Source organism: Alteriqipengyuania lutimaris (genome assembly GCF_003363135.1).
GTDB lineage: Bacteria > Pseudomonadota > Alphaproteobacteria > Sphingomonadales > Sphingomonadaceae > Alteriqipengyuania > Alteriqipengyuania lutimaris.
The window spans coordinates 1837837-1861827 of record NZ_QRBB01000001.1; the positions used below are offsets into that span (position 1 = coordinate 1837837).

Here is a 23991-nt window from a genome sequence, read left to right on the forward strand (position 1 = left end):
CGTCGCCGGGATCGCCTTGGCACTGGGCGGCTGTGCCGCGCAGGCTCCTGTCGCGTCGCCGGCCCTGCCATTCGTGCTACAAAAGAACGTCTGGCTGGCACTGGATAAGCATCCGCGCGACGTGCTCGACGAGGTTTTGCAGAGCGCCGCCGCCGGGGAAACGATCTACGGCCTGCATGACGGTCCGCCAATCGAGGAAAGCGGCGGCGTCGCGCTGACATCCTTCAGCAAGGCGGCGGTGCCCTGCAGCACGCCGTACGGCCGCATTCCCTTTCCATTCTGGAGCTACGAGAGCCTTTGGCAGTCCATCTGCACCATCGGCGAACTTCGCATCACCAGTTATTCTTTCATACCCACGCACGTGGATCCTGTGACCGGACAGATCGGGGCGGATCGGGAGAAAGTTCCATCGACGCGTTTCGATCGGGACTATCTGCAGGATCGAGCGGTACGATACAGATTGCCGCTGGTCGTCGCGACGGACGACCTCAACCGTGGGCAGGTCATCCATCATCTCGCGCGCCCACCGCAGGCACTGCTCGTCCGCGTGTCCGAGCGATCGGTCATTCTGTTCGTGAACAGCTCGAACCCCGAAAATGGCGACCACTCGGCCTATCAATCAATGGTCGTCTATGAACGGATCGATTGACGGTTTGTCTCCAGACCCCAGCATGGTTAGTCTTCCCTCATGCGGCTTCTCCTCTTCCTCATCCTGCTCGCCGTGCTCGGCGTAGGCGCGTGGCTCTATTTCGGTGACGGGATGCGCGTGGTGACGGAGCGCAGCGTCAGGGTCGGGCTGGTCGAGGCGGGCGTGCCCGAGAAACAGGCCGCGTGCATGGCTCCGCGCATGACCGAACGGCTCAGCCCCGAGCAGCTGCGCAAGCTGCAGAATGTCGCGCCGCAGGACGGCGAAGCGGCGCGGCCGCGCGACACGGGCGAGGCGCTGGATCGCATCCGCCGGGTCGACGATCCCGAAGCGATCGAGGTGACGGTTCGCGCTGCAGCCGCATGCGCCTTCGGTGGGATCTTCGAGAACCTCTAAGGCGTCACATTCAACGACTCCAGGAAGCTCCGTTCGTGCTGAGCTTGTCGAAGTGCGAATGGGGCTGGGCTCGCCCTTCGACAGGCTCAGGACGAACGGCTGAAGAACCTGTAAGCTCTTGTCTTCGCTCCCATGCATGGCACTATGCAACGCAAAAGGGAGAGAGACATGATCCGCACGCTTATGGCCGCCACCGCACTGGCGACGCTCGCCTCGCCTGCGTTCGCCGAAACCATCACCGTGGCCCCCGGCGAGGGCGCGCAGGAACGCCTGCAGGAAGCGCTGATCCTGGCCCAGGCGGGCGACGAGATCGTGCTTGAAGCCGGGCGCTTCGATCTGACCGACGGGCTCAGCCTCGATGCCGACAACGTCGTTCTTCGCGGTGCCGGAATGCATGCGAGCGTGCTCGATTTCACCGGGCAGCAAGGCGCGGGCGAAGGTCTGCTCGTGACCAGCGACGGCGTGACGCTGCGCGATTTCGGGGTCGAGAACCCCAAGGGCGACGGGATCAAGTCGAAGGGCGCGGACGATATCGTCTACCAGGGCATCCGCGTTACGTGGACCAACGGGCCCGACAGCGAAAACGGCGCCTATGGCATCTACCCGGTCGAAAGCACGGGTATTTTGATCGACGGGGTGGAAGTGAGCGGCGCTTCGGACGCCGGCATCTATGTGGGCCAGTCGAGCCGGATTACCGTGCGCAATTCGATCGCGAGCTACAACGTCGCCGGGATCGAGATCGAGAACAGCCGCAAGGCGATCGTCGAGCGCAACTACGTCACCGGCAATACCGGCGGCATCCTGGTGTTCGACCTGCCTGGCCTGCCGGTGAAGAACGGCGGCGAAGTGCTGGTGCGGGGCAATCTGGTCGCGAACAACACCACGCCCAATTTCGCGCCTGAGGGCAATATCGTCGCCTCCGTGCGCCGCGGCACGGGCATCATGGTGATGGCGAACGACACCGTGTGGGTCGGCCAGAACATGCTCTACGACAATCCGACCGCTCCGATCATGGTCATCGCCTATCCGCTCGCCTTCGAGGACCCGGAGTACAATCCGTACCCGCGCGAAATCAGCATCGATACCAACCAGGTCGACGAAGGCGGCACCGACCCGCAGTTCGAAGGCGCCGAGCAGCTGCTCGCGGCCTTCGGCGGCGCGCTGCCGCCGGTGATGTGGGACGGCCTCGAAGATCCTGAGATGACCACGCTGATGGTCCATCCGGACATGGCGGGCTGGTCGGTCAACCTGCCCGAACAGGGCGCGGGCATCGAAGCCGCGCGGCCCGGCCCGCTCCACGTGGGCGCGATCGGCCAGCCGATCAGCATCGAGGATTGGGGCGCACCCGAGGCGCTGGAGGCGCGGCTCAAGTGATCCGCCATCTCGGCATCCTCGGGATTGCCGCGGCCACGCTCGCGCTGACGGCGGGGGTACAGGCGCTGCCTCCGCCCGCGATCAACGACGCCGCGATCACGGATGAGGGATTGCCCGACACGCTGAGCCAATTCGGCTTCTTTCTCGATCCGGCGGCAGACGAACCCGCGCCGGGCGTCACTCCCTACCGGCTCAACATGCCGCTGTTCTCCGACGGGGCGGACAAGCATCGTTTCGTCTACGTGCCCGATGGCGCACCTGTCGATCACGGTGAGCAGGGACTTCTGCAATTCCCGGTCGGTTCGGCGCTGATCAAGACTTTCGCGTTCGGTGAGCGCAAGATCGAGACCCGCGTTCTGCTCCACCGTGCCAACGGCTGGATCGCACTCCCCTACGTGTGGAACGAAGAACAGACGCAGGCGACGCTCGCGCTCGCGGGCAAGCGGGTGCCGGTCACCACGCCATCGGGCGAGGACATCAGCTACCGCGTCCCGAACAAGAACCAGTGCAAGGAATGCCACGGGCTGCAAGGCGCGGTGACGCCGATCGGACCCAAGGTGCGCAACCTGTCGGCTGCATGGCTGGAAAGCTTCCTCGGCACCGTACCGGAAGGCGCGGACACCATGCCGCTGTGGGAAGACCGTGCTTCCGCACAGACCGCTGCTGCCGCGCGCGCCTATCTCGACGTCAATTGCGCGCATTGCCACCGTCCGGGCTCGACCGCGTCCAATTCGGGCCTGGATTTGCGCTGGGAGACCGACGACCCGCACGCCATCGGGATCGGGAAGCGCCCCGTCGCCGCAGGTCGCGGATCGGGTGGACTGATGTTCGACATCGTGCCGGGCGACCCCGAAGCCTCGATCCTCGTCTATCGCATGGCGAGCGACGAGCCCGGTGTCGCCATGCCCGAACTCGGCAAGGCGACCGTGCACGAGGAAGGCGTAGCGCTGGTCGAAAGCTGGATTGCCGGAATGCCTGCGCGATGAAGTGGGTGTTGCGGCGAGCAGGTCGAGACCATTTCGGTGCCCACCCTGGTGATATGGGGCGAAGAAGACCGGCTGATCCCCGTGCAGGCCGGCATGTGGTACGATAGCCAGCTGTCCGACAGCAGGCTGGTGGTCTATTCCGGCATCGGTCACCTCCCGCACGAGGAGGCTGCCAACCGGACAGCCGCCTATGTCGCGCGATGGCTGGGCGAGAAGGTCGGGACCGGCGCAGCGAATTGACCCGCAAAGGTGCGGCGCAGCTATGGACGGCACGCGCGCTTCCTCGGTAAGGCCATCCCGATACGACACCAGGATTCGAGGATGGAAATTTGCGCAAGCTGGGCCTGATCGGCGGGATGAGCTGGGTCTCGACCCGCATGTACTACGAATGGATCAACAAGGACGTTATTCGGCGGACCGGGGCGATGACCTCTGCGCCCCTGCTGATCGAAAGCCTCGATTTTGCGGAGCTTTACGGTCTCACCAAGGAAGACGAGTGGGGCCGCGCGGCGGACATCCTCGTCGATTCGGCGAAGCGGCTTGAAGCGGCGGGGGCGCAGGCCATCGCGATCGCCGCCAATTCGATGCACCGCATTTACGATCAGGTGGCCGAGGCGGTCGATGTGCCCGTGCTGCACATCGCCGATGCGGTGGGCCGCAAGATGAAGGCGGCGGGTGCGGACAATGCGGCGCTGATCGGCACGCGCAACGTGATGACCGAAAGCTTCTATCGCCGCCAGCTGGTCAGCCACGGAGTCGACCTGCTGCCGCCCGACATGACGCATGTCGAGCGGACCAACGCGATCATCTACGACGAGCTGATGCACGGCAAGGCAAGCCGCGATGCGGAGCGTTTCTTCCGCACGATGATCACCAACCTGCAGCAGGATGGCGCGAAGGCCGTGGTGCTCGCCTGTACCGAGCTGGATCTGGTGATCGATGTCGACGCCAATGTCCTGCCGATCTTCGATTCCGCGCGCATCCATTGTGAGGCGATTGTCGACTGGATCATGGGCGAGGATGACGTCGCGGATGGGCCCGGACATGGCGGGGCCGCTTCGTGATGCTCGGCCCGGTTGTGCGGTGGCACGCGGCGGGATAGACGGCGGCGGCATGAGCCGCTCGCCCCTTGCCGCAGATCCGGCGCGCTCTCGCGGGCGCGAATTTCCCGGGCCTTCCGATGACACCTCGTCGCCCGAAAGCCGCGGCCCGCGGACCGCGTTCCAGCGGGATCGCGACCGGATCATCCACTCGATCGCGTTCCGGCGCCTGCGCAGCAAGACGCAGGTCTTCGTCGCTCCAGAGGGCGATCACTATCGCACCCGGCTGACCCACAGCCTCGAGGTTGCGCAGATCGGCCGCGTGATCGCGCGCGCGCTCGGCCTCGACGAGGATCTGACCGAGGCACTGTGCCTCGCGCATGATATCGGTCATCCGCCCTTCGGCCACGCGGGCGAGGACGCGCTCGACAATGCGCTCTCCGATCATGGCGGGTTCGATCACAATGCGCAGACCTTGCGCACGCTGATGCGCCTCGAGAGCCCCTATTGCACGCACGAGGGCCTCAACCTCAGCTGGGAAGTGCTCGAAGGCCTGGCCAAGCACAACGGCCCGGTCGATTCGCCGCACTGGGCGCTGGCCGAGCTCGACGACGCCTTCCCGCTGGAGCTCGCGCAATGGCCGACGCTGGAGGCGCAGGTCGCGGCGGTGGCGGACGATATCGCCTACGACAACCACGACATCGACGACGGGCTGCGTGCAGGCTTCCTCGAACTCGACGACCTGCTGACGCTCGATTTCATCGCCGATCAGTGGCGCGAGGTGGAGCGGCGCTTCCCCAACGCCCCGCGCGACCGGCAACTGCGCGAGCTGGTGCGCGGGCAGATCGGCTGGATGGTCAACGACGTGATCGACCACGCGCGTGCCTCCACCGCAGGGATGGACGATGCCGCGCAGATCGCGCGGGCTGGGCGGCAGCTGGCCGGGTTCTCGCCCGCGCTCCACGCGGCCGAGCGGCGGCTGAAGGCCTTCATGTATGCCCGGCTCTATTACCATCCCGAACAGACGGCGACGGCGGACAAGGCCAATACCGTTATTGCACAGCTGTGGCAGGCCTATTGCGATAGGCCCCAACTCATGGGATCGGAGTGGCTCGACAGCCTGCCAGCGGACGAACCGCAGCGGAGCCGCCATATCGCCGATTATATCGCGGGCATGACGGACCGGTTTGCGATAGAACGCACGCGGGAGATATTTGGGGACGCACCGGACGATCTGAGCAATGTTTGAACGGGCAAGCAGAATCGAGTGGGGGGCATGAGCAGCCGGTTTCGCGTCGCAATGGGGGGTGTGAGCGAACCGGTCGGTCTCCGGCTGATACATCTCGCGCGCCACCATCCGCAGATCCGCCTCGTCGCGCTGACGCTGGGCGAGGTCGAGATGCCGCCCGGCAGCCGGATGGAAGTCTTCGTTGCCGATGCCGACCGCTGGTCGCGCGTGATGAAGGCGATGCGGCCCAAGGTGTTCATCATCGGGCTCGGCCCCGCGCTCAACCTGATCGGCAGGGACGACAGCGCCTTGCGCGCGATCGAAGAAGAGGAGGCGGTGGTCGAAATCGCCAAGACCGCACGCTTTGCGGGGGTCGAGCGGCTGGCCGCGATCAGTTCCGCAGGGGCGGACCGCTGGTCGCGCGACGGGCATCTGAGCGCAAAGGGCAAGGCCGAAACCGAACTCTCGCGGCTGGGCTTCAAGCGGCTCGACATCCTGCGCCCCGGCCCGCTGGTCGAAAAGACCGCGATCGACGGCGGCAAGCGGTCGCGCATGGCCGCCCTTCGCGGGCGCGGGACCGACGCGCAGACGGTTGCGGAAGCGCTGATGACACTCAGCCTGCGGCGCACGCCGGGCAAGTTCGTGCACGAGGAAGAGGGGATCGAACGTGCCGCAGCGATGCTCTCGCGCGCGCCGAGCATGAAACCCTCGTCGCACGGCACGACCGAGGCCGAGCAGGAAACGCAACAGGCCCGGCAGGGGTAGGAGAGGCGCGATGTGGCAGACGCTGTTCGACATCACCAATGTGATCGCGCTGATCGGCTGGGCGCTGCTGATCCTGCTGCCGCGCCGCGAAAGCGTGATCTATGCGGTGCTCTACGGCGCCATCGGCCTGCTTTGCGCGTGCTATGTCGTGCTGCTGGTGGCGCTGCTCGGCAATCTGGTCGATCCGGCCACCGTGCCGGGTAGCGGGCCGCAGCCGGACTTCGAATACAGCGTCGAGGGTCTGCTTGCGATGTTCAATTCGCAAGGGTCGCTGGTGGTCGCCTGGACGCATTTCCTCGCGCTCGACCTGCTGGCGGGGCTCTGGATCGCGCGCGATGCGGACCGGCACGGCGCGCATCGGCTGGTGCAGGTGCCTTTCCTGCTCGTCACCTTCATGGCCGGGCCCGCGGGCGTGTTCGGCTGGCTGATCGCGCGCAGCTTCTTCGAAGGCGAGCGCGATGGCGCTGGTTGACGAGAACAGCGCGCAGGTCCGCTTCCCGCCGCCGCTGATCGTGCTTGGGTCGCTCTTTCTCGGGGTTGGTGTCGGGGGACTGCTCGGATGGCCGCGGATCGAGGTTGCGGCCCTTCGGCCCGTCGGGATCGTGATCGCCGCGCTGGGCCTCGCGATCCTTGGCTCGGGCCTCGTCGGTTTTTTGCGGGCGGGCAATGATCCCGAACCGTGGAAGAAGGATACCGCGCTCGTCACTTCCGGACTTTACCGGTTCAGCCGCAATCCGATGTATCTCGGCATGGTGCTCGTCCAGCTGGGCATCGCGCTGTTCGCGCAGAGCATTGGCGGCCTGCTGTCCGTGCCGCTGGCTGTGGTCCTGATCGACCATTTCGTTATCGCACGCGAGGAACGGCATCTCGAAAAGGTCTTCGGTGCCGAGTACGAGCGGCTGCGTAAACGCGTGAGGCGCTGGATATGACCGACAGGCGCGAAAGCCCCGCTGCCCAGCGCAACCGGGCGCCGATCGCCGACGTGCTGCGCGAGGAATTGCCGGCCGAAGGCCGCGTGCTTGAGATCGCGAGCGGCACGGGCGAGCACGTGGTCCATTTCGCGGCGGAATTCCCGCAGATCGAGTGGCAGCCGAGCGATCCAGATGGCCAGGCGCGCGCGTCGATCGCAGCGCATCTGGAGGACGCGGGTCTGGCGAATATCGCCGCGCCGCTGGCTCTCGACGCGAGCGCAGCCGACTGGCCCATCGATCGCGCCGACGCGATCCTGTGCATCAACATGATTCATATCAGCCCCTGGGCGTCGAGCGAGGGGCTGTTCGCGGGCGCCGCGCGTCTGCTGGGCCGCGAGGCGCCGCTCGTCCTTTACGGGCCCTTTCTGGAAGATGATGTGGCAACGGCAACATCGAACCTCGCATTCGATGAAAGCCTGAAGGCGCGCGATTCGCGCTGGGGGCTACGCGATCTGTCGGAAGTCGACGCGCTGGCTTCGCGTCACGGATTCGAGCGGTCCCGCCGCGTCGCGATGCCCGCCAATAATCTAACGCTGGTCTATCGGCGTGTCTGAGCGCGCCTGATAATGGCGGACGGACCCACCTCCGTCCGCCGATCGAAGGCGTCAATCGATGGCGTCTTCGCCGGCCTGACCGACCGATTCGACATCCTGGCCGAGGCCTTTGACGGTGTTGCAGGCGGTAGCGGTCATGCCGAGAGCGGCGATTCCGGCGGCGATGGCAATCTTGCGGATCATGGATGGGTCCTTTCGCACAACAGTTGAGCGCACCATGCGCTCGCTGCCGCCATCAACGGGTTTGCGGTGCAAGCGGTTCCTCCGGCGCGATTGCGGGCGACGCCACGGGCTCGGCCTCCAGTTTCGCCTTGCGCTTCGCCTTGCGCTTCGCCTTGCGCGACAGATGGCCTTCGCGCAGCACGATGATCGTGCCCGCGAGGATGATGATCGGCGCGCCGATCCAGGTGGTCGGGGCGGGCAGGTCGCCGAACACCTGCCACCCGTAAAGCGTCGCCCAAAGGAGCGCGGTGTAATCCATCACGATCACCGTCGCTGCCGAGCCGTAGCGCAGCGAGTTGGTCAGCAGCAATTGGGCCGCCGCGCCGCTGAGCCCGATTCCGCCCAGCAGCAGCCATGCCTCGGTCGAATGTGCCGTGCCCACGAAGGGGAGCGAGAGGGCCGCCACCGGCGCGGTGAGCAGGCAGAACCAGAACACGATGCTGGTCGAACCCTCGGTCTTGTTGAGATCCTGGATCTGGATCGAGATCAGCGCGACCATGAAGGCCGCTGCCAGGCCCACCGCGATGCCGACCGGGTCGACCGGCGCGCCACCGGGCTGGGTGACGATCAGGATGCCGACGAAGCCGATGGCCACCGCGCTCCAGCGATAGCGGCCGATCTTCTCCTTCAGCAGCAGCATCGACAAAATCACCGCCCAGATCGGCGCGGTGAAGTTGAGCGTGGTCGCCTCCGCCAGCGGCAGCAGGATGACCGCGCCATAGACCAGCGCCATGCCGATGATGCCGAAAATACTGCGCACCACATGCGCGCCGAAGCGCACGGGCTTGAGCGCCGCAAGGCCGACCGTCGCGGCGGCAAAGCCGATCATCACGACCAGCGTGACCGCCTGGCGCCAGAAGATCATCTCGAACAGGTGGACACCCTGCTCGCCCGCGAGCTTGACCAGCATCGAGAGTGTGGTGAGGGCGAGCGCCGCGAGCAGACGCAGGCCGATAGCCGTCAACGGGCGGGACTGAGCGACACCGGCTTCCATGCCACGCTGGTAGTGATTGATGGCGCGCAATCAAGTTGCGCGAGGCGGAAATCATCGCCACCTGCGCGGGCATGGACTGGTTGCACGAGCTTGTTTTCATCAGCGATGCCGGGCGCGTGGCGCTGCTCGGCGCAGGGTTCATCGTTCTGGCGCTCTTTGCGATGGTAGCGGAGCGGGCTCGGGGCAGGCGCGCGCGGATCGACCGGGTCGGCTGCATGCCGTGGATGACGATCTTCCTGTTCGCGGCCGTAATCGGCGGAGGCCTGTTGGCGACCGCGGTTCCCGCACTGCTGAAAGGCTAGCGCGCGCCGCTTTCGCGCGCGGCTGGCGCCGCGATCCCACCCCTTAATCCCCTCCCTTGAAAAGAAGGGGAGGATACCCCGAGATTGGCGCGCCGTTCCGAGCCTAAGGCGAGGCAAGCGCGCCCGCGCGCCCGAGCTTTTGCGAGGACATCGCACACCCGTATGGGTGTGCGCAAAGCCTGTCAGAGGCAGGCTTCCAAGTAAGCCTGGTCGAAGCCGAACTGGCGGGCCTTTTCCAGCGTGTAGGGGCGCAGGCCCGAGCTGCGGAACTCGCCCATGATCTTGCCGTCCTCGCCCTCGTCCAGATATTCAAACTTGAAGAGTTCCTGGGTGACGATGACGTCGCCTTCCATCCCGATCACCTCGGTGATGTTGGTCGTTCGGCGCGAACCGTCGCGCAGGCGCTTGACCTGAACGATCAGGTCGACGCTTTCCGCGATCTGGCGCGAGATGGCTTCCTTGGGGATCTTGATGTCGCCCATCAGGATCATGTTTTCCATACGGCCGAGCGCCTCGCGCGGGCTGTTGGCGTGCAGCGTACACATCGAGCCGTCGTGGCCGGTGTTCATTGCGGCGAGCAGGTCGAAGGCTTCCGCGCCGCGAATCTCGCCCAGGATGATCCGGTCGGGGCGCATGCGCAGCGCGTTCTTGACGAGGTCGCCGATGGTGATCGCGCCCTGGCCTTCGAGGTTGGGCGGACGCGTTTCGAGCGGCAGCCAGTGCGGCTGCTGCAGGCGCAGTTCCGCCGCATCCTCGATCGTCAGCACACGCTCGCCCGGGTCGATCATCTTCGACAGGGCGTTGAGCATGGTCGTCTTGCCCGAGCCGGTACCGCCCGAGATCACGACATTCATCCGGCACGCGCCCGCAATCTTCAATGCGGTCGCCATCTTGTCGTCCATCGAGCCGAAGCCGCGAAGCATGTCGAGCGTGATCGGCTTTTCGGAGAATTTACGGATCGAGATCGCGGTGCCGCGCAAGCTGAGCGGCGGGACGATCACGTTGACGCGGCTGCCGTCCTTGAGACGCGCGTCGGCCAGCGGCGTGGTCTGGTCGACGCGCCGGCCGACCTGGTTCACGATCCGCTGCGCGATCTGGAACAGGTGCTGTTCGTCGCGGAACTGGATCGGGGCGAGGGTGAGCTTGCCCTTCTTTTCGATGTAGGTCTGGTCGGGACCGTTGACCATGATATCGGACACGTCCGGGTCCTGCAGCAGCTCTTCGAGTGGCCCGAAGCCCAGCAGCTCGTCGATCAGCACCTTTTCCAGCGCGAATTGCTCGCGCCGGTTGAGCGTGACCTTGAGCTCGGCCAGCACCTCCATGATGATCGGGCGGAATTCCTCGGCCAATTCGTCCTTGGTCAGGGTCGATGCGGCTTCGGGGTCGATCCTCTCGAGCAGGCGCGGCAGCACCTGCTCCTTGATCTTATGGACGCTCGCCTCGAACCCGGTGATCTCTTCCTTCACATGGACCGCGTTGGATCGCTCGTTCAGGCGACGGTGGGCATCGGCGTGGCGGTTCGCGCCGACAGGCTTGGGTGTGGCGGGCGCGTCGTTGCCGTCCCGTTGCTCCTCGGGGATGGGCGGAAATTGCTCGCCGCCCTCGGAATCGTCGTCGCGCGAGGTCGACTTGCCCTTCATCGGTCGGGCATTGCCGAAGGCCGGGCGGCTTCCGGAAGACATGCCCCCGGGTCCGTTCCTGCGTCCGAAAGCGCTCATCGACCGTTCCCCCGAAGGCCCTTGGGCCAATACTTGCCAACACCAATGGGCGCGTGGCCGGATAGCCAACAGCGCCTTCTCGAACTTGGTGAATAGAATCGAAACCTTAGCAATTTCCTAAGTCGGGCGGGGACTGTCGCGACATCTCGCGGCACCGGTTAAAGCCATTCTTAACCATGCGCTCCTAGGGAGTGATGCCATGCAGACGGCACCCCGCGGCATCCTATCCGCAGATACGTACCAACCGACAATCGGTTGTACGGCCCAGCTGACTTTGCCCGGGCTCGCACTCGGCATCGCGCTGACCACTCTGGTGTCGGCGGTACTGTTTGCCACCTACCAGATCGCCTTGCCCAATCGAGCCTTGGAAGGATTGCGGCAGACGGGAGTCGTCTTTCTCGCCTTCGAGGCACTTGTCATCATACTTGCGATGGCCCGCGGTTTCGAAGTCGGTACGCTGTGGAACAGCCTTACGCGCTTCACCCGCTTTCTCTTGGTCGTGTTCTTCGCCACCTTCCTGTGGGGAGGGCTCGTGCATTCGCCGGCGGCGGCATGGGCCACGATGGTGAGCCTTTCCGCACCATTTCATGTCATTTTCGCCTTTGCCATCGCCCATAGCCTCCGGCCTTTCGGTGCAGCGGCGATGGATGTTTTCGAGAAGATCATCTTCGTCGCGATGGCGATTTTCGCGGTCTTGGTCGCCGTGCATTTCCTGACCCCGCCCCCAGCCATCGATCCGGTCGATATCAAGTGGTACATCGCCGTGCCCGGCTTCATCTCGCATCGCCTGCTCGGCGCATTCGCCGGCGGACTGCTTGCCCTGTTCGTCGCCGACCATGTCCTGCGCTATCGCGATTCTTTCGCACCATGGTGGGCCTATGGTGCGCTCGTCCTGTTGACCGGGCTGACCGTGTGGACCGGCACCCGCGCCGCCTTGCTCGGCATCGGCATCGCCTTGCCGGTCGCGTGGTTGTGCGGCCTGCCGAGGCCGACGGGCCGTCAGGCGATCGCCCTGTCGGCATGTGCTGCGCTCGGCATAGGGCTCGCCATCCTCGCCATACCTTACGGATCGCCCCATTTCCGCCTGTTCAACGGGAGCGACGTCGCCTCGGCCGATGCCGTGTCGGGGGGGCGCCTCGTCTACTGGAGTTTCATCCTCGACGCGATTGCGGAGCATCCCCTCATCGGAGCAGGCAGCGGTGCCTCGATGTGGATTCTTCCCGCCGAGGCGCAGCAACACATCCAGCCGCATAATGTCGTGCTGCAATTCCTGTTGAGCTGGGGAGCCTTCGCCACGGCTGCGGCACTCATGCTTCTCGCCAAGTTCGTCCGCGCAGTTCATGTGATCGCGGCGCGTCATCCATCCGCACTGCCCTTTCTGGCGCTCCTTGACTGCCTGCTGGTCGTCTCGCTTCTCGACGGCATGTTTCATTTTGCGCGCCATTTCATGCTGATGATGCTCGCGAGCGGTGTCATCTTCGCGATCGAGCGCCATGCACGGGGCATCGACAAGCCGGGAGCGCATGCCTAGGGAGCGCGCCTGAGCGACCGGCGTGCCGGTGCCGCCCGATTCCCAAGGAGACGACCGGTTCAACATAGCGAGCGCAGCGGTATCCTGCTGGCCGTGGCGGGATTTTCCTCGCTGTCGGTGGGCGATGCCATCGTGAAGACGATGGCGGGCGAGTGGTCGCCGCTCGGCGTGGCCGCGCTGCGCTTTACGATCGGCGCGATCGGCCTCGCGCTGCTGCTTTGGCGGAGCGAGGGGACGGCATCGTTTCGACCCAGGCGGCCGTTGCTGCAGATCGCTCGCGGGTTCTGCCTCGCCGGTGCGACGCTGTGTTTCTTCTCCGCCATCTTCGTAATGCAGCTGGCCGAGGCGATGGCGATCGCGTTCATCTCGCCGATCATCGTCGCCTTTCTGAGCGGGCCGCTGCTCAAGGAGAAGGTGCGTCCCGCGGTATGGATCGCCACGCCGGTCGCACTGATCGGGGTGCTGCTGGTGCTGCGGCCCAATTTCGCCGAGCTCGGCTGGATGGCCCTGCTTCCCCTGATCTCGGCGGCCTTCTTCGGCACGATGGTGATCGCGAACCGGGCGGCGGCAGGCGATGGCAGCTCGCTGTCGATGCAGGCCTATATCGCGTGCATCGCCGCGCCTTTCCTCGTCGCTGCTGCACTCGTCGGCCATCTGAGCGGCGCGCCGAGCCTGCAACTCGACCTGCCGGACTGGACGGTCGTCGCGCGATGCGCACTGGTGGCCCTGACGGCGAGCAGCGCGCACTGGCTCGCCTATATGGGCACGATGCGGGCGGGCGCGGCGACCATCGCACCGATGGTCTATGTCCAGATGATCGTGGCGGTCGCGCTCGGCTACCTCCTCTTCGGCGACGTGCCCGACCTCCCGACCATCAGCGGGGCGGCGATCATCATCGGGGCGGGGCTGTTCCTGTGGCTCACCACCCCGCGCACGACCAAGGACGTGTCGCGCGCGTTGCAAGGCCAGCCCGAGGCGTTAGAGCAAGGGGCACAAGGCAAGGAAAACGGCGGCTGAGATATGTGCGGCATCATTGGTATCATTAGCGACACCCACGTGGCCGACCGGCTGGTCGACGGCCTCAAGCGGATGGAATACCGCGGCTACGACAGTTCGGGCGTGTGCACGCTAGAGGAGGAAGATGCGGGCGCGCGAATGGTGCGGCGCCGGGCCGAGGGCAAGCTCGGAAACCTGGTCGAAATTCTGCGCGAGAAACCGGCCCCCGGGACCATCGGGATCGCGCATACCCGCTGGGCCACGCATGGCGCGCCGACCAAGGCCAACGCGCACCCGCACGCCGGCAAGGCCGCGGCGCTGGTCCACAACGGCATCATCGAGAACTTCCGCTCGCTGCGCGACGAACTGACCGCCGAAGGCTACGCAGTGGAGAGCGAGACAGACAGCGAGGTCGTGGCGCTGCTCGTCAGCCGCGAAGTGGAGCGGGGCGCGAGCCCCGAAGACGCGGTGCGCACGGTCCTGCCGCGCCTGCGCGGTGCCTTCGCGCTGGCAATCCTGTTTCCCGATCATCCCGACCGGATCATCGGCGCGCGGCTCGGCTCCCCGCTCGTGATCGGGCACGGGGAGGGCGAGATGTTCATCGGGTCGGATGCGCTCGCGCTTGCGCCGCTGACCCAGCGGATCACCTATCTGGAAGAGGGCGACTGGGCGGTCGTCACGCGCGAGGGCGCACAGATTCACGATCTCGACGGCAACCGGATCGAGCGCGACATCGTCGCCTCGGGGGCCAGCGCCGCGGCGGTCGAGAAGGGCAATTACCGCCACTTCATGCAGAAGGAGATCTTCGAGCAGCCCACGGTGGTCGCCCAGACGCTCTCCAGCTATGTGCGGCAGGCGGACCAGACCGTGGCGCTGCCGCAGATGGATTTCGACCTGTCGAGCATCGACCGCATGACGATCGTCGCCTGCGGAACCTCCTATTATGCAGGCATGGTCGGCCGCTACTGGATCGAGCAATTCGCGCGCGTGCCCGTCGACATCGATGTCGCCAGCGAGTTCCGCTATCGCGAGCCGCCGCTGCCCAAGGGCGGGCTTGCGCTGTTCATCTCGCAGAGCGGGGAGACCGCCGATACGCTCGCCGCGCTGCGATACTGCAAGGCGCAGGGGCAGACCATCGCGGCGATCGTCAACGTGCCGACCAGCACCATGGCGCGCGAGGCGGACTTGCTGCTGCCGATCCATGCCGGGCCCGAGATCGGCGTCGCATCGACCAAGGCGTTCACCTGTCAGCTGGCGGTGCTCGCCGCACTGGCCGCCAAGCTGGCGGTGGTGAAGGGCGAGATGGATCGCGCCGAGGAACAGGAGGTGGTCCGCCACCTGCTGCAGGCGCCCGCATGCCTCAACGCAGCGCTCGACCATGACGACGACATCGCGGCCATGGCCCACACCATCGCGCCCGCGCGCGACGTCCTGTATCTGGGGCGCGGCGCGGATTATCCGATGGCGCTGGAGGGGGCGCTCAAGCTCAAGGAAATCAGCTATATCCACGCCGAAGGCTATGCCAGCGGCGAGATGAAGCACGGGCCGATCGCGCTGATCGACGAGGATGTGCCCGTGGTGGTGATCGCGCCATCGGGCCCTCTCTTCGAAAAGACCGTATCCAACATGCAGGAGGTGCGCGCGCGCGGCGGGCAGGTGGTGCTGATCTCCGATGCCGATGGCCTAGCCGAAGCGGGCGAGGGGTGCCTCGCCACGATCGAGATGCCGCGCGTGCATCCGCTGATTGCCCCGCTCGTCTATGCCGTTCCGGTGCAGCTGCTCGCGTACCACGTGGCGCTGGTGAAGGGCACCGATGTCGACCAGCCGCGCAATCTCGCCAAATCGGTGACCGTCGAATAGCGCCGCTGGGCGAGAGAGCGCTGCGGGGTTTTACCCGGAACTAACCTTTCGCATTTATTCGCCTGAGGGTGACTGAGAGCGCTACATTCGATGAGACGACCTTGCGTCGGCGGCTTCCCCTGACCGCGGTCCTCGGCTTCAGGCCGGGGCCCGATCTCGACTGGCCGCGTCTGTGGATGCTGCAGCATCGCGAGCTCGCGCGGCTGATGGGCGCGCGGATCGCCGCGCATGGTGCGGGCGCGGTGCTCGCCGCGATCATGCTTTTCAAAGACTTGCCGATCCAGTTGCTGGGTCTCTGGCTCACATGGCTCGGGGTCAGCCTGTACATATATACCAGGCGCGACGCGCATATCCGGCTGATCGAAAAGCCCGAACTGAGCGCGCGCGAGGCGCGTTCGCATCTGATCGGCAGCATCCTGCTGGGAATCGGCTGGGGCAGCCTGATGCCGATGCTGCATCTCGTCGCGGGGCCGACCGAAGCGATCCGCGGACTGGTTATCGGCGCAGGGATCGCGGTCGGCGGCGTGATCCTGATGGGGGTCGTTCCCCTCAGTGCATATGCTTTCCTTACCTTGCTGACGCTCGGGGCATGCCTCGGTTTCTGGCTGGCTGGGCATTTCGAAATGCTTGTCTCGGTGGTGTTCTTCAGCTTCTTCGCGTTCGGATCGATCTGGCTGAGGGCGCACGATTTCCTGCGCTTCGCGATCGCCGAGACTGCGCTGCTCGAAAAGACCCACACGGTGTCGCTGCTCCTGCGCGAATTCGAGGAGAACGAGGCCGACTGGCTGTGGCAGATCGACAAGAGCCGCCGCGTCCGTTCGGTATCCCCCCGTTTTGCATATGCACTCGGCCAGCGGGCCTCGGATCTGGAGAGCCAGCCGTTCTTCGAACTGATTTCGGGCGAGCAATGGGAAAGTGGGAACTTCGCGCCGAGCCTCCACCAACTGGCGGACCGGATCAGGGACCGGGAAAGCTTTTCCAACCTTCTGGTCGAAGTCAAGGTCGCGGGCGCGGCCCGGTGGTGGGAGCTTTCCGGTACACCGATCCTAGGAGAGAAGGGCGAGTATCTGGGCTATCGCGGTGTCGGGTCGGACGTCACCGAACAGCGCAATTCGTCCGAGAAGATCGCCTATCTCGCGCGCTACGACACGCTGACCGGTCTGCCCAACCGGATCATGCTGCACGAGGAGCTGGGCAATGCAATGGAAGAGGCGCGCAGATGGCGGCGGCGCTGCGCCTTCATCATGGTCGACTTGGACCGGTTCAAGGCGGTCAACGATTCGCTCGGCCATCAGGTCGGTGACCGCCTGCTCGAGGAGGTGTCGCAGCGTCTCGGCGAAATCGGTTGCGACAATGCGGTCTGTTTCCGCCTCGGCGGCGACGAGTTCGGTATCGTGATCCGCGATGCCTCCGAACACGGGCTGATCGACCATATCGCCCGGACGGTGATCGAAAGGCTTTCCCGCCCCTACGAGATCGACCGGCACACGGTCTTCGTGGGTGCCAGCGCCGGATCGGCGCTGGCACCGGGCGATGGCAAGACGGTCGAAGAGCTGATGCGCAACGCCGATCTGGCGCTCTACCGCGCGAAGGACGACGGGCGCGGTGTGCACTACGCCTACGAGCCGTCGCTGCATGCCAATGCGGAAGAACGCCGCCAGCTCGAACTTTCGTTGCGCAAGGCGATCGAGAAGGACGAACTGCTGCTGCACTTCCAGCCGGTGGTCGATGCCACGAGCGAAGAGGTCGTGGGATTCGAGGCGCTGGTGCGCTGGCAGAGCGAGGATCACGGTTTCGTGAGCCCGGGCAAGTTCATCCCGGTGGCCGAGGATACGCGCCTGATCGTTCCGATCGGGACCTGGGTCATGCAAAGGGCCTGCGCCGAAGCGATGGCCTGGCCTTCCCACGTGAAGGTCAACATCAACGTCTCGCCCGAACAGCTGGTCGAGCCGGACTTCGTCGATACCGTGGTCGAGGCGCTGTCGCGCAGCGGGCTGGACCCGACCCGCCTCGAAATCGAAGTGACCGAGAGCATCTTCCTCAGCGATGCCGAGGTCGCGCGCGAAGCGCTGAGCCGGGTGATGGCGCTGGGCTGCCAGGTCGCGCTCGACGATTTCGGGACCGGCTATTCCTCGCTCGGCTACCTGCGCAAGCTCAAGTTCTCGACCATCAAGGTCGATCGCAGCTTCGTGCAGGGTGCGGCGCAGGGCAGCAGCGAAAGCCTGGCGATCGTGCGCGCGGTCGTCGCAATGGCGCAGAGCCTCGAGATGAAGACCACTGCCGAAGGGGTCGAGACCGAGGAGGAGGCGACGCTGGTCCGCAGGATGGGCTGCGACCGGATCCAGGGCTTCTATTTCGGACGCCCGATGACCAGCGTCGATGCGCGCAGCCTGTTCGACGGCGGCTACCGCGCGATGATCGCCTGATCGTGCCGCCGGGCGAGGGCCGGCAAGCGTGCAATCACGCAGCCTGTGCCAGGCTCTGCATTACCGAGGCGAAAAGGCGGCGACCGTCGGTTCCGCCATGGGCGGCGTCGATGGCGCGTTCGGGATGCGGCATCATGCCGAGCACGGTGCCCGCCTCGTTCACGATCCCCGCGATGTCGCGGCGTGAGCCATTGGTCGCTTGCGTGTAGCGCAGCACGACCTGGCCATTGCCTTCCAGCGCATCGAGCGTGGCCTCGTCGGCAAAGTAATTGCCGTCGTGGTGGGCCACGGGAATGGTGATGATCTCGTCCTGCGAATAGTCGGTGGTGAAGCGCGTCGCGGCGTTCTCGACCCGCAGCCGCGCGTCGCGGCATACGAAGCGCTGGCCCGCATTGCGCATCAGCGCGCCGGGCAGCATCTGCGCTTCGGCCAGCACCTGAAACCCATTGCACACGCCCAGCACCGGCACCCCGCGCGCCGCCGCGGCCTTGACTTCGCGCATGATCGGGCTGTTCGCCGCCATCGCGCCCGAGCGCAGGTAGTCGCCGTAGGAAAAGCCGCCGGGAAGGGCGATGAAGTCGATCCGGTCGGGCAGGGCGGTGTCGCGGTGCCAGACCTGCGCCGGATCGCGTCCGAACACCTCGCGAATGGCGACCACCATGTCGCGGTCGCAGTTCGATCCGGGGAAGGTGATGACGGCAGTGTTCATCACTCGGCTACTCCCCGCTCTGGGCGTCTTCGATCCGGTAGTTCTCGATCACCGTGTTGGCGAGCAGCTTTTCGCACATCTCGCGCAGCGATTCGTCGGACACGTCCTGCGACAGCTCGAGCTCGATCAGGCGGCCGATCCGCACATCCTCGACGCCTGCGAAGCCAAGCCCATCGAGCGCGTGATGCACCGCGCGGCCTTGCGGATCGAGCACGCCTGGCTTGAGAGTGACGAATACGCGCTTTTTCATCGGGTGGCCTTCTGACACTGGCGGAGGGAACGCCTTGCCGCGTAGCGAGCCTTTCCGGTCCGCGCAACGCGCAGTGAGCGGTTCCTCACTTCTTCTTCGGAGTGCCCCGCATGCGGCCGCGATGTGCCGACAGGTCGAGCACCTCGCCGGGCGCATTGTCGTCGTTCTGCAGCACGCCAAGGCGCCGCGCGACTTCCTGGTAGGCTTCCTCCTCGCCGCCCAGATCGCGGCGGAAGCGGTCCTTGTCGAGCTTTTCGCCCGAGTTCATGTCCCACAGCCGGCAGCCGTCGGGGCTGATCTCGTCGGCCAGGATCACGCGGGCGAAATCGCCGTCCCACAGCCGCCCGAACTCGAGCTTGAAGTCGACCAGCCGGATATCGACCGCGGCGAACATGCCGGCGATGAAATCGTTGATGCGGATCGCCATCGCCGCCATGTCCTGCATCTCTTCCTGGCTCGCCCAGTTGAAGCAGGCGATGTGCTCTTCGGCGACCAGCGGATCGCCCAGTGCGTCGTCCTTGTAGTAATATTCGATCAGCGAATGGGGCAGGGGCTCGCCCTCTTCCAGCCCGAGCCGCTTGCACAGCGAGCCGGCGGCGACGTTGCGCACCACGACTTCGAGCGGGATGATCTCGACCTGGCGGACCAGCTGCTCGCGCATGTTGAGGCGGCGGATGAAGTGCGTGGGGATGCCGATATTGGCCAGCCGCGTGAACACGTGTTCGCTGATGCGGTTGTTGATCACGCCCTTGCCGTTGATCGTGCCCTTCTTCTCGGCATTGAAGGCGGTCGCGTCATCCTTGAAATACTGGATGATCGTGCCCGGCTCGGGGCCTTCGTAGAGGATCTTGGCCTTGCCTTCGTAGATCTGGCGGCGACGGGACATGGGCGTTACCTGCTTTTCGAAAGAATTGCGCCCCGGCATCTCGCGCGAGAGACCGGGGCGGGCCTTCGGCAGTAGCGCGAAAGCCGGGGCAGGGCAATTGCCCGACGCGGGCAGCGTGAACCGCGTGTTTACCGTTGGCCTATAGACAATTACCTAGAATGGCACGCCCCAACCCCCCGGCGAACCGCAAGTTCGTTCCCGAAGAGCGCCTGAGGCATGCTCTGATAGCGCTCACAATCGCGCTCGCGGCCGGGATGCTGACCCTTATGCGTCCCGTGGATGTTGCTGCGTGGGCCTTTCAGGCCAGGCTCTTCGAACACGAGGCGAGCGGCGATCTGGTCTTTGTGCGCATGCCTCCCGCTACAGAGAACACCGCGGCCGTAAACCACGATGTTTTGCGCACGATCGAACACCTTCGCGCAGCCGGGGTGGAGCGGATCTTCATCAACATCCCACTCCAGCGAAGCGACTCCCCGCAGACAGACGCCCGGCTGCGAGCGCTTATTAATGGCAATCCGGACAGCATCTTCCTCACCGATTCCTTCGAGCAGGACTATACCGACAGCGACCGGGTACCGCCCACAAGCCCCTATTTTACGCAGAATGCTCTCATTTTTGCGAGCGATTACGATGCCGATTTCCTTCAGTTCGTTTGGGGGTTCGACAAACCTGAAGATCCTGCGAAGGATGGAACACTGGTGCCGTTGAGCTTCGCCCTGGCAAACAAGGGCTCGGCTCGCGATCGGGTCTTCATCGATTACACCATCCGCGCCAGCTCTATCCCGACCGTCGGGTCGGTTTCGTTGGAAACCGGCCTTTCGTCTCTTGGTTCAATGGACAAGACCTTCGTCTTGGGTACCGATTCTTTCGGCGCGGACATACGCGCGCCGAGCGCAGGCACAGTCTCACCCACAATCATCCATATTCTGGCAGCCGAAACCTTACTTCGCGGAAGCGGCCACGGGTCGCCGTGGTTCGCTATCACTTTGGGGCTGGGCATCGCGCTGGCTCTGGGCCTGCGCTTCGCGCACACGAAGAAGCGCCGCCGCGCTGTCTATTTTGCGTGGTGCCTGCTCTTGGGAGCGCTGTTCTTAGCGACCGCATTTCTCGGCATAAAAGCTTACTTTGCCGAGGCACTGCTGCTGGCCCTGATTTATGCGATCTTCCGCGTGGTGGCGCGGTACCGCCGACGCCATCTTGCAATCGATCCGCTGACACGTTTGCCGAATTTTGCTGCGCTCCATCAGGACTTGGGGAGCGACCATGAAGCCGCGTCGGATTGCCTGGTCGTCGCGAAGGTCGCGCGGCTCGAATCGATCTTCGTCGGGCTGAACACTGCGGAAAGACGGCAATATCTGCGCGAAGTCTGCAACCGGCTGGCGCTCGGCGACCGCGACCGCACGGTCTACTACAACGGGAGCAAATACCTCGCCTTCGTGTGCGACGGTGCGGGCATTGCCGATCTCGAGGCGCACCTCGAGGGGCTGCGCGCCATTGTATCGCAACCTGTCAGACTGACCGGCAAGTCTCTCGACGTCGCGATAACCATTGGTGCGGACAGTTCGACGAAGGATTCGATCGACCAACGGCTGAGTTCCGCGATCGCCGCGGCAGACCAGGCGCGCGAAGTCTACAAGCCGGTCTTCGTGGTCGGCAACGATCGGGAGGATTGGGATCATTCGCTCACTTCCAAGCTGACGCAGGCGCTTGCGGACGATCAGATCGCGATCAAGCTTCAACCCCAGGTCGACCTGGCAACACATTCCTTCATCGGTGCGGAGGTGCTGGCGCGCTGGCGCGATCCCGATGGCGTCGACGTACCGCCGTCTTCGTTCATCCTGCAGTGCGAACGCATGGGAAGGCTGGACAATCTGACACGGCGCATCTTCGAGAAATCTTGCCGTGCCGCAGCTTCGATCCAGGAGCAGGGGTTACTCCCCCGAATCTCGGTCAATGTATCGGCAGTGCAACTGGTCGACGATCGCATCGCGCAGATCGCGCTGGAAACGATGGGGGCCTATCGAACCGATCCGGCTCTGGTCACGATCGAATTGACCGAAACCGCGCGGATCGAGGATTTCAGCACCGCCCGTCGTGTCGTCGATCGTCTCAAGAGCGAAGGTTTCAGGCTTTCGCTGGACGATTTCGGAGTGGGGAGCGCCAATTTCGAGGCGTGGTTCGAACTGCCGTTCGACGAAATCAAGATCGACCGCAAATTCGTCGCCGGCCTCGAACGATTGCCGCGTGCCAATGCGATCGTGTCGGGAATCATCCATTCCGCGCGCGAGGCCGGTGTCGCGGTGCTGGCTGAAGGGATCGAGGACCGTGCGACCTATGACCGACTGGCGACCATGGGCTGCACCTATGGTCAGGGCTATTATATTTCGCGACCCCTATGGCTGGCCGAGTATATCGCGGTCCTAAAGGCCGAGAGGGAGGCCGCTTTGCCGCACCGGGACTTTGGTTAATGCTTTACTAACGATCATGGTTAAGATATTGGAAAGCTCCATCTAGAGGAGATTTACCATGTGTCGTTCGATCTGGGACTGGCTCTTCAACTAAGCCGATCCATTCAAAAATCTTGGAAAAGGGCCCCTTAGAGGGCCCTTTTTTTGTGCTGTCCTGGCGCATCGAAGGTGCCTCAGCCGGGTGGGTCTTCGCCGAACAGCATCGCCTTCATCCGGTCGAGATAGGCGATCCACGCTTCGCGCCCGGCATCGGTCAGGCAGGCGGTGGTGACGGGCTTCTTGCCTTCGAACCGCTTGTCGATGGTGACGTAGCCCGCATCTTCCAGCTTGCGCAGGTGGACGGACAGGTTCCCGTCGCTGCCCCCGGTGCGTTCGCGCAGTTCGCCGAAATCCGCGCATTCCGCGCTCGACAGGTACGCCATGGTGGCGAGCCGGACGCGCCCGTGGATCGTGTCGTCGATCGCGCGGTAATCGAGCGGTGTATCGGGCGGCGGATCAGCCACGGGCCGTGTTCTCCCGCTTGATCAGCAGGAAGCCGGGGATGATCGACACGAGGATCACGCCGACGCCCATCACCGCGAACTGGAGCGCGGTGCCCGCCGTCATCGCGGTTGCCACCACGAATGCCATCGCGAGCGCGGCGAACGGTCGCAGCACCGCAACCCGGCCCGCCGCCGCGCTTGCGGCAAGGGCAGTCGCATAGACGCCGAAGGTGATCGGAGCGATCATGCTCATGAGGTAGAAGGTGACCGTCTCGCCCGTCCGGTCCAGCCGCAGGTAGGCGAGCGCCAGGGTCGATACCGAGATGATGCCGAGGAACGCGCCGCCCGCCTGCCACACCGCCTGTTCGACCTTGTGGCCTAGCGACGGCCGCCAGTCGCGCTCGCCTGAGCGCCACAGCTTGCTGACGACCATGGCGGGCACGATCAGCCCGAGCCAGATGACCGGCAAGGCGTTCGGCGACCAGTCGATCGTGCCCAGCATGACCAGCCCGTGCAGCAGGCTGGCCAGCGCTATGGCCGCCCCGAACAGCACCAGATGGCGACCGGAGAGGAGCGGGCGGGTCAGCCCCTCCTCCGCCAGTTCCCGCATCATTCGCAGGTCGTCCTGCGCGCTTGGCGCCGGATCCATAGGGGCCGCGGCGCTCATTCGCCGTCTCGCGGATAGATCACGGCTTCGGTGACCGTGGCGCTGCCGTCGAGCGTGAAGCTCTGCGCGGGGAAGGTCGGCATGCCGCGCAGTTCGCTCGCGCCGATCATCGCCCAGCCGTCGGTCGGGCCCATCGGACCCATGCTGAATGTGCCGTCGCCGTCGATGTCGTGCCACACCATCAGGGCGTAGCGGCCATCGGGCACGTCGTCGAAAATGACGGTGACCGTCCGATCCTGCGGATTTTCGATCAGGTCGCCGGCAACCGCCGCTTCCTGCATGAACTGCGTTTCGCTCTGCAGGCTGACGTAGAGGTCGCCCGCGTCGGGCTGAACGTCGGTGAGGGTCACCGTGACCTCGCCTGCGAGGGCAGGGGCCGAAGCGGATGCCGCGATGAAGGCGGCGGTGGCGAACAGTGCGTTGCGAATCATGTCACTCTCCTTGGTTTCGATGTGCACTTTAAAACATAAAGTACACTAATGCGCAAGAGGGTGGCTGCTGCGTGGAAGCGGACACGGTG

26 protein-coding genes are annotated in these 23991 nt (G+C 65.0%); 17 read left to right on the forward strand and 9 right to left on the reverse strand.

Annotated elements, in window-relative coordinates; all coding sequences use genetic code 11:
• Window positions 1–16 precede the first annotated feature (16 nt).
• The 11 genes from DL238_RS08725 (at window position 17) to DL238_RS08775 (ending at window position 7960) form a co-directional block, all read left to right on the forward strand.
• Window positions 17–649: a hypothetical protein gene (locus DL238_RS08725; RefSeq protein WP_115491898.1), complete on the forward strand. Its 633-nt coding sequence runs from the start codon at window positions 17–19 to the stop codon at window positions 647–649.
• A 39-nt stretch (window positions 650–688) separates the two neighbouring features.
• The gene (locus DL238_RS08730; protein WP_115491899.1) at window positions 689–1042 is read left to right on the forward strand and encodes a hypothetical protein; all 354 of its coding nucleotides are present in this window, start codon (window positions 689–691) and stop codon (window positions 1040–1042) included.
• A 168-nt stretch (window positions 1043–1210) separates the two neighbouring features.
• Window positions 1211–2416 carry a parallel beta-helix domain-containing protein gene (locus DL238_RS08735; RefSeq protein WP_115491900.1) on the forward strand — a complete coding sequence of 402 codons (1206 nt, stop codon included), beginning with the start codon at window positions 1211–1213 and terminating at the stop codon, window positions 2414–2416.
• On the forward strand, window positions 2413–3402 hold the full coding sequence (locus tag DL238_RS08740; RefSeq protein WP_115491901.1) for an SO2930 family diheme c-type cytochrome: 990 nt from the start codon (window positions 2413–2415) through the stop codon (window positions 3400–3402). The genes DL238_RS08735 and DL238_RS08740 overlap by 4 nt, the downstream gene beginning before the upstream one ends.
• A 36-nt stretch (window positions 3403–3438) precedes the next feature.
• Window positions 3439–3642: an alpha/beta fold hydrolase gene (locus DL238_RS08745; RefSeq protein ID WP_115491902.1), complete on the forward strand. Its 204-nt coding sequence runs from the start codon at window positions 3439–3441 to the stop codon at window positions 3640–3642.
• An 89-nt stretch (window positions 3643–3731) separates the two neighbouring features.
• The gene (locus DL238_RS08750) at window positions 3732–4466 is read left to right on the forward strand and encodes an aspartate/glutamate racemase family protein (protein ID WP_115491903.1); all 735 of its coding nucleotides are present in this window, start codon (window positions 3732–3734) and stop codon (window positions 4464–4466) included.
• A gap of 49 nt (window positions 4467–4515) precedes the next feature.
• Window positions 4516–5691, forward strand: a complete 1176-nt coding sequence (locus tag DL238_RS08755; protein ID WP_115491904.1) for a deoxyguanosinetriphosphate triphosphohydrolase — start codon at window positions 4516–4518, stop codon at window positions 5689–5691.
• 27 nt (window positions 5692–5718) lie between these two features.
• Entirely contained in the window at window positions 5719–6435 is a 717-nt protein-coding gene (locus tag DL238_RS08760) for a Rossmann-fold NAD(P)-binding domain-containing protein (RefSeq protein WP_115491905.1), read from the forward strand.
• Between the two features lie 10 nt (window positions 6436–6445).
• Complete coding sequence (locus DL238_RS08765; RefSeq protein ID WP_115491906.1) at window positions 6446–6907, forward strand: ABA4-like family protein; 462 nt, start codon at window positions 6446–6448, stop codon at window positions 6905–6907.
• The gene (locus DL238_RS08770) at window positions 6894–7364 is read left to right on the forward strand and encodes a methyltransferase family protein (protein ID WP_115491907.1); all 471 of its coding nucleotides are present in this window, start codon (window positions 6894–6896) and stop codon (window positions 7362–7364) included. The genes DL238_RS08765 and DL238_RS08770 overlap by 14 nt, the downstream gene beginning before the upstream one ends.
• Window positions 7361–7960, forward strand: a complete 600-nt coding sequence (locus DL238_RS08775; protein WP_115491908.1) for a DUF938 domain-containing protein — start codon at window positions 7361–7363, stop codon at window positions 7958–7960. Before DL238_RS08770 ends, DL238_RS08775 begins: the two co-directional genes overlap by 4 nt.
• A 51-nt stretch (window positions 7961–8011) precedes the next feature.
• Here the strand turns inward: DL238_RS08775 and DL238_RS08780 are convergent, their stop codons facing one another.
• On the reverse strand, window positions 8012–8143 hold the full coding sequence (locus tag DL238_RS08780; protein WP_115491909.1) for an entericidin A/B family lipoprotein: 132 nt from the start codon (window positions 8141–8143) through the stop codon (window positions 8012–8014).
• A gap of 52 nt (window positions 8144–8195) precedes the next feature.
• The gene (locus DL238_RS08785) at window positions 8196–9206 is read right to left on the reverse strand and encodes a DMT family transporter (protein ID WP_325048441.1); all 1011 of its coding nucleotides are present in this window, start codon (window positions 9204–9206) and stop codon (window positions 8196–8198) included.
• 5 nt (window positions 9207–9211) lie between these two features.
• On the opposite strand from DL238_RS08785, the gene DL238_RS08790 reads away from it, so the two are divergent.
• Window positions 9212–9478 carry a hypothetical protein gene (locus tag DL238_RS08790; RefSeq protein ID WP_234031020.1) on the forward strand — a complete coding sequence of 89 codons (267 nt, stop codon included), beginning with the start codon at window positions 9212–9214 and terminating at the stop codon, window positions 9476–9478.
• Window positions 9479–9660: 182 nt separating this feature from the next.
• Here the strand turns inward: DL238_RS08790 and DL238_RS08795 are convergent, their stop codons facing one another.
• Window positions 9661–11196 carry a CpaF family protein gene (locus DL238_RS08795; protein ID WP_115491910.1) on the reverse strand — a complete coding sequence of 512 codons (1536 nt, stop codon included), beginning with the start codon at window positions 11194–11196 and terminating at the stop codon, window positions 9661–9663.
• Window positions 11197–11395: 199 nt separating this feature from the next.
• On the opposite strand from DL238_RS08795, the gene DL238_RS08800 reads away from it, so the two are divergent.
• From DL238_RS08800 to DL238_RS08815, 4 genes are all read left to right on the forward strand, one after another.
• Window positions 11396–12727 (forward strand): O-antigen ligase family protein, encoded by a 1332-nt coding sequence (locus DL238_RS08800; RefSeq protein WP_115491911.1) that lies wholly within the window; start codon window positions 11396–11398, stop codon window positions 12725–12727.
• An 81-nt stretch (window positions 12728–12808) separates the two neighbouring features.
• Complete coding sequence (locus DL238_RS08805; protein WP_267897143.1) at window positions 12809–13744, forward strand: DMT family transporter; 936 nt, start codon at window positions 12809–12811, stop codon at window positions 13742–13744.
• A 3-nt stretch (window positions 13745–13747) separates the two neighbouring features.
• Complete coding sequence (gene glmS / locus DL238_RS08810; protein WP_115491913.1) at window positions 13748–15583, forward strand: glutamine--fructose-6-phosphate transaminase (isomerizing); 1836 nt, start codon at window positions 13748–13750, stop codon at window positions 15581–15583.
• A 68-nt stretch (window positions 15584–15651) separates the two neighbouring features.
• Window positions 15652–18009, forward strand: coding sequence for a putative bifunctional diguanylate cyclase/phosphodiesterase (locus tag DL238_RS08815; RefSeq protein ID WP_115491914.1), 2358 nt, complete (start codon window positions 15652–15654; stop codon window positions 18007–18009).
• A 34-nt stretch (window positions 18010–18043) separates the two neighbouring features.
• Here the strand turns inward: DL238_RS08815 and purQ are convergent, their stop codons facing one another.
• The 3 genes from purQ to purC form a co-directional block, all read right to left on the reverse strand.
• On the reverse strand, window positions 18044–18718 hold the full coding sequence (gene purQ, locus DL238_RS08820) for a phosphoribosylformylglycinamidine synthase subunit PurQ (protein ID WP_115491915.1): 675 nt from the start codon (window positions 18716–18718) through the stop codon (window positions 18044–18046).
• 7 nt (window positions 18719–18725) lie between these two features.
• Window positions 18726–18968, reverse strand: a complete 243-nt coding sequence (gene purS, locus DL238_RS08825; RefSeq protein ID WP_115491916.1) for a phosphoribosylformylglycinamidine synthase subunit PurS — start codon at window positions 18966–18968, stop codon at window positions 18726–18728.
• Between the two features lie 85 nt (window positions 18969–19053).
• Window positions 19054–19854 (reverse strand): phosphoribosylaminoimidazolesuccinocarboxamide synthase, encoded by an 801-nt coding sequence (purC, locus tag DL238_RS08830; protein ID WP_115492852.1) that lies wholly within the window; start codon window positions 19852–19854, stop codon window positions 19054–19056.
• A gap of 158 nt (window positions 19855–20012) precedes the next feature.
• Here purC and DL238_RS08835 point away from each other — a divergent pair, with 158 nt between their 5' ends.
• Complete coding sequence (locus DL238_RS08835; RefSeq protein ID WP_115491917.1) at window positions 20013–22322, forward strand: GGDEF domain-containing phosphodiesterase; 2310 nt, start codon at window positions 20013–20015, stop codon at window positions 22320–22322.
• Window positions 22323–22495: 173 nt separating this feature from the next.
• Here DL238_RS08835 and DL238_RS08840 read toward each other — a convergent pair whose 3' ends face one another.
• The 3 genes from DL238_RS08840 to DL238_RS08850 are packed head-to-tail and all read right to left on the reverse strand — an operon-like array spanning window position 22496 to window position 23902.
• The gene (locus tag DL238_RS08840; protein ID WP_115491918.1) at window positions 22496–22825 is read right to left on the reverse strand and encodes a winged helix-turn-helix domain-containing protein; all 330 of its coding nucleotides are present in this window, start codon (window positions 22823–22825) and stop codon (window positions 22496–22498) included.
• Window positions 22818–23453 carry a hypothetical protein gene (locus DL238_RS08845; RefSeq protein ID WP_115491919.1) on the reverse strand — a complete coding sequence of 212 codons (636 nt, stop codon included), beginning with the start codon at window positions 23451–23453 and terminating at the stop codon, window positions 22818–22820. Before DL238_RS08845 ends, DL238_RS08840 begins: the two co-directional genes overlap by 8 nt.
• 14 nt (window positions 23454–23467) lie before the next feature.
• A complete protein-coding gene (locus tag DL238_RS08850; protein ID WP_115491920.1) occupies window positions 23468–23902 on the reverse strand; it encodes a DUF2141 domain-containing protein in 435 nt (144 codons plus the stop codon).
• Window positions 23903–23991: the final 89 nt, after the last annotated feature.